1 protein-coding gene is annotated in these 1,246 nt (G+C 70.1%); it reads left to right on the top strand.

Features of this window, described 5'->3' with window-relative positions:
* Positions 1-195: 195 nt before the first annotated feature.
* Positions 196-1,246: ATP-binding cassette domain-containing protein (locus O3Q52_RS53160; RefSeq protein ID WP_269655557.1), on the top strand; the 1,051-nt coding region annotated here is incomplete at its 3' end.

Below are 1,246 nucleotides of genomic sequence, written 5' to 3'. Positions count from 1 at the left end.
TCCGGCGGCCAGCAGCAGCGCGTCGCCATCGCCATGGCCATCGCGGCCCGCCCGAAGGTCCTCGTCCTCGACGAGCCGACGACCGGGCTCGACGTCATAACGCAACGTGGAGTCCTCGACCTGATCGGGGCGCTCCGCGACGAACTCGGCCTCGCCGCCGTGCTGGTGAGCCATGACCTCGGCGTCGTCGCGCACATGGCTGACGAGGTGACTGTGCTGCGGTCCGGCCGGGTGGTGGAGGCGGCACCGACTGGTCGGTTGTTCGCGGCGCCCCAAGATCCGTACACCAGAAGGCTGTTGGCGAGTGTGCCGCGGCTCGATGACGAGGGGCTGGCTCTTGTGGGTGCGGCGGGGGAGCGGGAGGTGCGGCCGAAGGCCGTTGTGTCCGACGAGGCGCCCGTCGCCGTCTCCGCGCGGGGCGTCACCATCGACTACGGGTCCGCGCGTGCCGTGGACGGTGTCGCCTTCGACGTCCGGCGCGGTGAAGTCCTCGCCCTCGTGGGGGAGTCGGGCAGCGGCAAGTCCACGCTCGCCTGGACCCTCGCGGGGTTGCGGACTCCGTCCGGCGGCACGATGACCCATGAGTCGGGTGACCACGAGCCGGGCGACCTCAAGTCCGGCGATCGTGAGGTGGGCGACCTCGCCAGGCCCGCCGGGAAGCGGCCGTTGTCGCTCCGGCGGCGGGTTCAGCTCGTGTTCCAGAACGCCGATACGTCGTTGAATCCGCGTCGTTCGGTGGGGGACGCGGTGCGGCGGCCGTTGAGGTTCTTCGGCACCGTGGGTTCGCGGGCGGAAGCTGTTGATCGGGCTCGGCAGCTCATCTCCGACGTGCGTCTTGAGCCTGCTCTCGCCGAGCGGTTGCCCGCGCAGCTCTCCGGTGGGCAGCGGCAGCGGATCGGGATCGCGCGGGCGCTTGCGGGTGAGCCGGATGTTCTGATCGCGGACGAGATCACGACCGCGTTGGACGTGTCGGTTCAGGCCGACGTGCTGCGGCTGCTTGATGATCTGCGGCGGGAGCGGGAGTTGGCCTGTCTGTTCATCAGCCATGACCTGGCGGTCGTGCGGGGGCTTGCCGATCGGGTTGTTGTGCTGCGGCACGGGGTTGTGGTGGAGGAGGGGCCTACGGATGCGGTGTTTTCCGCGCCCGGGCATCCGTATACGCGGCAGTTGATGGCTGCCGTGCTTGAGCCTTCGCCGGGGGCGGGTGCTGTTGTCGACGGGGTCGAGGAGGTCGGAAGGGCACACT

Origin of the sequence: Streptomyces sp. ActVer (genome assembly GCF_027270795.1) — a bacterium.
In the GTDB taxonomy this organism is placed as follows: domain Bacteria; phylum Actinomycetota; class Actinomycetes; order Streptomycetales; family Streptomycetaceae; genus Streptomyces; species Streptomyces umbrinus_A.
This window is presented reverse-complemented; position numbering and strand designations above follow the sequence as displayed.